This is a genomic window from Candidatus Methylomirabilota bacterium (genome assembly GCA_036001065.1).
Taxonomy (GTDB): Bacteria; Methylomirabilota; Methylomirabilia; order Rokubacteriales; family CSP1-6; genus MNEF01.
Genome location: DASYUQ010000044.1, coordinates 21,386 through 27,731, shown reverse-complemented (window position 1 = coordinate 27,731; position 6,346 = coordinate 21,386). Strand labels below are relative to the sequence as shown.

The window sequence follows — 6,346 nt, the reverse complement described above, 5'->3', positions numbered from 1 at the left end:
TCCATCCTCTACGTCGAGCGCCCGACGTTTCTGCTGCGCGCGGTCCTCGCGTACCTGCTCGGCACCATCGCCACCATGGCGATGATCATCTGGATCTCCACGCTGGTGCGGTCGGTGGGCGAGGATCTCGGCGGGCTGCTCATCCTCGCTGGACTCGTCCTCGTCCCCGGCACCTTCGTGGTGGTGTCGATGTCGCTACGGCCGCTTCGCCACGTCACCGTGTACCGCGACGAGTCGCGCGTGGAGAGCCTGCTGCGCGTGCTGCAGGATCAGCGCTTCGCGGTGCTCACCCGGACGTACACGGTCGTGACCACCGGCGGCGAGATTCTCGCGCGGCTGCGCAAACGGTACGTCCACAACGTCATCCGCAAGCGCTGGTACGTCGAGACGCCCGCGGGCCGGGTCGTCGCCCTCGCCATCGAGGACTCGATCGTGCTCTCGCTGCTCCGCCGCGTGCTGGGGTCGCTCTTCGGGCTCCTCCGCACCAACTTCGTCCTCACGCATCCGGACGGCACGGTGCTCGGCGAGTTCAATCGGAAGTTCACGCTCCTCGACCGCTACGTCCTCGACCTCAAGGCCGACACCGAGCGCCGGTTCGACCGGCGGGTCGCGCTGGCGCTGGGCATCATGCTCGACAGCGGCGAAGGCCGATGAAGGCCGACATCGAGCCGTTGACCGCCGCCGCCGCCCGCGCTCACCTGACGGAACTGGCCGCGCTGCTCGAGGACGCCGTCGACAGCGGCGCCTCCATCGGCTTCCTGTCGCCGCTGGCGCCATCCGAGGCGACGGACTACTACAAGCTGCTGGACCCGGGATGATGGAGCGCGCCGAGCAGCCGCTACGCATCACGCCCGAGATGCTGCTGAGCCGGCGGGTGGACTTCGAGCGCCGGATGCGGCGCGCGCCGCCGTTCACGATCGGGCTCATCGTCTTGCTCACCGCGATTTTCGCCGGGGAGGTGGCCCGGGGCGCTCTCAGCTCCCAGGCGGCCATCACCGCCGCCGGGGCGCTGGAGGCCCGCGTGGTGGCGGCGGGGGAGTACTGGCGGCTGGTGAGCGCGACCCTGCTCCACGGCGGCGTCGAGCATCTCGTCGGCAATGCCGTCGCGCTCTTCATCCTCGGGATGGTGTGCGAGCACGCCTTCGGCCACGCCCAGTACCTGATCCTCTACGTGGGCAGTGGCCTCGCCGGCTCGCTCCTGAGCGTGCTCACGAGCCCGGGGCCGTCGGTGGGCGCTTCGGGGGCCATCTTCGGGCTTCAGGCCGCGGCCATCGTGCTCTTCCGCCGGCACCGGGATCGGCTGCTGCTGCGCGACCGGCGCATCGGCGTGGTGCTGCTGGTGTGGGCGATCTACTCGATCGGCGCGGGGATCGTCACGCCGTACATCGACAACGGCGCCCACATCGGCGGCGCCGTGGGCGGAGCGCTGATCGCGCGCGGGCTGCATCCGGTGGTGCTGGAGCCGATGCCGCCGGAACATGCTGCGCGCGTCCGCCGCTGGCTCTGGGCCGTCTGGGCGCTGCTGGCCTACACCGCCGCCGGCTGGCTGTTCCGCTAGGAGACTCGGAGGGGGGCTTCGCCCCCCTCCCGAAATCCATAGTCGGACAGGGCCTCGCGGCCCCCTCCGACACCTCCCCGCACACGCTCGCGTGCGCCGGCAAAGCCGGCGGGCGAACCGTGGCGGATTCGGTGAGTGCGTCGGCGAGTCTGGCCATTCGCCGACAGACTCCTAGTGCCGTTCCAACTTGTTGATACTAAATCTGTCCACGAACGACATACACGGTGCCTTCCTAGGCACGAATAGTTGGAACGGCACTAGGCGGGCGCGAGGTCGCGCGCGGCGGGCAGGGTCGGCAGCGAGGTCGCCGCGCGGACGCCGCGGACGATGGCGCGGGCCACGGCGTCCGCCGCCGCCAGGCCGAGGCGGGTCAGATCGGCGGGCAGGTCGCCCACCGAGAGCGCGAAGAGCGTGTCGCCGTCGAAGACCGTGTGGGGCGGCGACAGCGCCCGCGCGAAACCCAGCATGCCGAGCGCCGCGACCTTCGTTGCCTCGGCTTTGCCCAGCCGCGCGTTGGTGGCGACGACGCCGATCGTCGTGTGCGCGGGCGGGGCGAAGCGGTCGAGCATCGCCCCATCTGCCAGCGCGCGCGCCGAGTCGATGAGTCGCCGCCCGCCGGGCGCATCGCGTGTGCCCGCGATCAAGGCGCCCGTGTCGGGATCGCGCACGTCGCCGACGGCGTTCACGGCGACCAGCGCGCCCACGACCACGTCGTCCAGCCGCGCGCTGGCACTGCCGATTCCGCCGCGCATGGCGCGGGCGATGTGGTGGAGCTTGCCGACGCTGGCGCCGGCGCCGGCGCCGACGTTGCCCTCCGCCACCGCGCCCCCGGTGGCGCGCCGGGCGGCCTCGTAGCCCATCTCGCGGGTGGGCCGGGCGCGGGGATCGCCCACGTTGAGGTCGAAGAGGAACGCCCCCGGCACGTGCGGCACCACGGCAGGCCCCACGGGAAAGCCCACCCCGCATTCCTCCAGGTACCGGAGCACGCCGTAGACGGCCTCCTCGCCGAAGCGGCTGCCGCCCCCCAGCACGACGCCGTTCACGGTGGGCACCAGATGGCGGGAGTCGAGGAAGTCGAGACCGACGACGTCGTTGCCGCCGCCGCGAAGCTCGACGCCGCCAACGGCGGGCCGATCGCAGAGGACGACGGTGACGCCGGTCAGGCCGGCATCGTCGGTGGTGTGGCCGACGCGGATTCCGGGGACGTCGGTGATCACGCCGAGGGGACGGTGGCCGGGCGGGCGGGCTTCCGGCTCACGTCGGCGGCGCCCAGTTGCCCCAGCACGACCTGGCCGGCCAGCTCGAGCGCCCGCGCGGCGAGCGCGCGGGCGAACGGGAGACGCCCGGCATCGCGCGAGGTGTCGAGGAGGGCCGCGGCGGCGGCCCGCGCGAGCGCACCGTGCTGCTCGCGGCCGATGGCCTCGAAGACGAGGGCCATTTCCAGGAGCCGTCGGGCCCACAGGCGGCGGGGGCCCTCGGTCAGCTCACGCGCGACGACGCGGCTCACGATCGCGTCCTCGCGCTCGGCCTTCAGCTGATCGGAGACGACGAGCCGGCTCTCGCGTGCCTGCAGCAGGTCCACGGCATCGGCGTGCACGGCCTCGGGGTCGAGGAACCAGCTCGCCAGCTCGGGCAGCCCGAGCAGCTCCGCGGAGCGCTCGACCAGTGGCGGGTCGACGGCCGGCGCCGGAAGCTCGAGGGGCGCCGCGGTCTCGAAGAGCCGCTGCCAGCGCGCGAACGCCGCGGGCGGGGCGGTGTGAGTCGCCCGATGAAGCGCCAGCGCCTCGGCCACCAGGCCGGCCGCGCGGGCGGGATCGGTCTCCACCCACGGCAGCTTCTGTGAGGCGCGGAGCTCGGCCAGCTCGCGGTCCAGGCGTTTCTTCGTGATCTCGCCGCCGGCGGCGTCCAGGATTCCGGCGACATCGTTGAGGATCAGCGAGCAGAGCCGGAGGGCGCCGTAGCTGCCCTCGAAGAGAACCCACACCGCTCGGGAGCCGCTGCCGTCGACGCCCGAGAGCCAGGCCCGCACCGCGCGCTCCCCGCCCCGCGCCACCACCGGCGGCCGCTCGGGGACCTGGACGCCGCGCTGGGTCAGACGATACAGCGCGCGCTTGGCGGCCCGACGGACGCGGCGCTCGGCCACGCCGGAGCCGAGGGCGGTGAGCAGGGGCATCGCGGCGGCGCCGTGCTCGCTGGCCAGCGCGCGCAGCGCCTCCTCGAGCGCGTCGGTGGGCAGGGTGGCGAGCGTCTGGAGCTCGGCGGGGCTGGGCGTGCCTCCCCCCGCGAGCAGGGCCTCCAGGGCCTGGCGGCAGGCCGCGCTTACTTCATTCAAGCGCGAGGCGGAGGAAGGGGTGGCTGGGGCCTTTGGGGAAGTGGACGCGGCGCGCGTAGTCCAGCGCGCCGGCGTAGCTCTCGAAGCGCTCGGCGAGCCGCCGGTACGGCGGCGCCGCCGCGCCGGCGCCGACCCGGGCGTGCTCGGAGACGAAGCGGTAGGCACACTTGCCCTGGGATATGTAGTAGCCGGTGCTGGCCATCCGCTCGACGCGCTCGCGGAAGACGCCGATCATGAACATCGTGTAGTCGCCGATGTGGCGCCGCACGGTCACCTCGTGCTCGGGGCGGAAGTACGGCGAGTCCTCCTGCCAGGCCGCCTGGATGTCCAGCAGCATGTCGACGACCGTCTCCAACCGGGGCAGGGCCACGCCCCGCGGGTACACGTTGTCCGTCCGCACGAACCGGGTGAGGAGGTCGGCCAGATAGGTCGCGGCGGGCTCGTCCTGCAGCGCCAGATCGCGAAAGCTCGCGCGAATCGCTCGCTCGAAGAAGTTCCGCAGCTCCACGGGCTTCCCCCTGTCTCGGAAGCTTCTCGATTTCTGATGATAGCAGATTTGCTAGAATCCGACTTCGTGACGGATTCGCCGCGCGCGAAGGTGCCATGGATGCTCGTCGCCGCGAGCGTGCTGCTTCTGGTGCTGCTGCTCTACGTGATGTTCGCGAACTACCTGCCGACCAGGCAGCGCGTCGTGCTTCTGGAGACGGAGCTGAGGGAGGTTTACGCCCGGGAGGCGGCGCTGCAGACCAAGCTGGCCCAGCAGGACCAGCGCTCCGCGCTCGGCGAGCGGCAGCTGAACGCGCTGCGGACGGAGCGGGACGCGCTGGCCCGTCGCCTCGCCGATCTCGAGCAGGAGCTGGCCGCCGCCCGCGCGCGACGCCGCTGACGCTGGCGTCGCCGGAGCGTCGGCGAACGGGATCGAGCCCGCGGGGGGGTGGCGGGCGCCGCGGGCCGCGGCGGCCGACCACCGGCGTCAGGCCGCGCGGCGCACGGTGTCCCGCAGCTTCGAGGTGCTGGTGGCCAGCGTGTCGTGCACGCGCCGGCCGGTTTCCTGGGCCGCGGCCTGCAAACGGTCGACGGACTGCATGAGGACCCGAGCGTTCGCGCCCATGAGCGCGAACGAGCGCTGGGCCGCGTCGACGGTCTCCACGCTCGCGCAGCTCGTTGAGGCGTTGCAGCTCTGCCATGTTGCGCCTCCGGCGTCTTCGTAAAACCCGCGCCGAGGCGTGCAAGCGCAGGGCCGGCCATATCGGCGGGGCGGCCGCGCGCAGTGACGCGCGCATAGCCGGCGAGGTCCGACGTCGGCCCCGCTGAACTTTGTAGATCGGACGCCGGCGAATGTAGAAGGGGCTCTAACGATCCAGGACGGCCAGGAGGCGCTCGTTGGCCTCCCGCGTGCCCACGGAGATGCGCAGGTGGTCGGGAAAGCCGACCGCGGCGCCGTCGCGCACGAGGAGCCCCGCCCGCAGCAACCGCTCGCGCGCGAGCGCGGCGTTGGGCACGTGCAGAAGCAGAAAGTTCGCGTGCGAGGGCGGGAAGGCATACCCGCGGCGACTCAGCTCGCGGGCCAGGAACGTCCGCTCGGCGATCACGAAGGCGCGCGTCCGCTCCCAGTGCTCCCGGTCTTCCAGGGCCGCCAGCGCGGCGACCTGGCCGAGCCGGTTGACGTTGTAGGGCGCGCGCACGCGGTTGAGGCGCTCGATCGTCTCCGCGGTGGCGATCGCGTAGCCGACGCGCAGGCCGGCCAGGCCGGCGATCTTGGAGAAGGTCCGGAGCACGATGAGCCGCGGGTAGCGCCCGAGCAGGCTCACGCCGTCGGGATACTCGGGATCGTCGCAGAAGTCCCGATAGGCCTCGTCGAGGACGACCAGTGGCGGATCGGGGGCCAGCGCGTCCAGCAGGGCCAGCAGGGGAGCGCGGCGGATGATCGTCGCCGCCGGGTTGTGCGGCGAGCAGAGGATCACCGCCTTCGTGCGGGCGGTCACGCGCCGCCGCACGTCGTCCAGGTCCGTCTCGTACTTGGCCAGCGGGCTCGGCTGGACCACGGCGCCCGCCAGCTCCGCCGCCGTCGTGTACGGCTCGAAGGACGGCAGCGGCACCACCACCTCGTCGCCCGGCCCCAGGGAGGCCCCGGCGATCAGCGACAGCAGCTCGTCGGCGCCGTTGCCGACGACGAGCTGCTCGGGACCGACGCCGAAGCGCCGGGCCAGGGCCTCCCGGAGCGCGGTGGAGGCGCCGTCGGGGTAGAGATGGACGCGGGGCGCCTCCCGGCGGATGGCGTCGACGACGCGGGGCGAGGGGCCCAGCGGGCTCTCGTTGGCCGACAGGCGCACGAGGTCGGGCAGCCCCAGCTCACGGGCCAGCACTTCGAGCGGCTGGCCGGCTTCGTAGGGGGCGACGCGATCCAGGATCGGGCGCCAGACGTTTCTCACCAGCGCATTGTAGTAAGTCTCCGC

At 72.7% G+C, this 6,346-nt stretch carries 9 protein-coding genes; 4 read left to right on the top strand and 5 right to left on the bottom strand.

What is annotated here, in order from left to right:
• The 3 genes from VGV13_03925 to VGV13_03915 form a co-directional block, all read left to right on the top strand.
• Positions 1–654: hypothetical protein (locus VGV13_03925; GenBank protein ID HEV8640226.1), on the top strand; the 654-nt coding region annotated here is incomplete at its 5' end.
• Positions 651–818 carry a hypothetical protein gene (locus tag VGV13_03920; protein ID HEV8640225.1) on the top strand — a complete coding sequence of 56 codons (168 nt, stop codon included), beginning with the start codon at positions 651–653 and terminating at the stop codon, positions 816–818. The genes VGV13_03925 and VGV13_03920, both read left to right, overlap by 4 nt.
• Positions 815–1,558 carry a rhomboid family intramembrane serine protease gene (locus VGV13_03915; protein ID HEV8640224.1) on the top strand — a complete coding sequence of 248 codons (744 nt, stop codon included), beginning with the start codon at positions 815–817 and terminating at the stop codon, positions 1,556–1,558. The genes VGV13_03920 and VGV13_03915 overlap by 4 nt, the downstream gene beginning before the upstream one ends.
• 257 nt (positions 1,559–1,815) lie before the next feature.
• Here the strand turns inward: VGV13_03915 and VGV13_03910 are convergent, their stop codons facing one another.
• From VGV13_03910 to VGV13_03900, 3 genes are read right to left on the bottom strand one after another with little or no spacing between them, the layout of a single operon-like run.
• The gene (locus VGV13_03910; protein ID HEV8640223.1) at positions 1,816–2,775 is read right to left on the bottom strand and encodes a P1 family peptidase; all 960 of its coding nucleotides are present in this window, start codon (positions 2,773–2,775) and stop codon (positions 1,816–1,818) included.
• A complete protein-coding gene (locus VGV13_03905) occupies positions 2,772–3,890 on the bottom strand; it encodes a hypothetical protein (GenBank protein HEV8640222.1) in 1,119 nt (372 codons plus the stop codon). The genes VGV13_03910 and VGV13_03905 overlap by 4 nt, the downstream gene beginning before the upstream one ends.
• On the bottom strand, positions 3,883–4,398 hold the full coding sequence (locus tag VGV13_03900; GenBank protein HEV8640221.1) for a hypothetical protein: 516 nt from the start codon (positions 4,396–4,398) through the stop codon (positions 3,883–3,885). Before VGV13_03900 ends, VGV13_03905 begins: the two co-directional genes overlap by 8 nt.
• 66 nt (positions 4,399–4,464) lie before the next feature.
• Here VGV13_03900 and VGV13_03895 point away from each other — a divergent pair, with 66 nt between their 5' ends.
• Positions 4,465–4,776 carry a hypothetical protein gene (locus VGV13_03895; GenBank protein HEV8640220.1) on the top strand — a complete coding sequence of 104 codons (312 nt, stop codon included), beginning with the start codon at positions 4,465–4,467 and terminating at the stop codon, positions 4,774–4,776.
• 87 nt (positions 4,777–4,863) lie between these two features.
• Here the strand turns inward: VGV13_03895 and VGV13_03890 are convergent, their stop codons facing one another.
• Complete coding sequence (locus VGV13_03890; GenBank protein HEV8640219.1) at positions 4,864–5,040, bottom strand: hypothetical protein; 177 nt, start codon at positions 5,038–5,040, stop codon at positions 4,864–4,866.
• Between the two features lie 202 nt (positions 5,041–5,242).
• On the bottom strand, positions 5,243–6,322 hold the full coding sequence (gene hisC / locus VGV13_03885; protein ID HEV8640218.1) for a histidinol-phosphate transaminase: 1,080 nt from the start codon (positions 6,320–6,322) through the stop codon (positions 5,243–5,245).
• Between the last annotated feature and the right edge of the window lie 24 nt (positions 6,323–6,346).

Coding starts and splice junctions, on each gene's coding strand:
- VGV13_03920 (HEV8640225.1), top strand. CDS start 651: ATGAAGGCCGACATCGAGCCGTTGACCGCCGCCGCCGCCCGCGCTCAC.
- VGV13_03915 (HEV8640224.1), top strand. CDS start 815: ATGATGGAGCGCGCCGAGCAGCCGCTACGCATCACGCCCGAGATGCTG.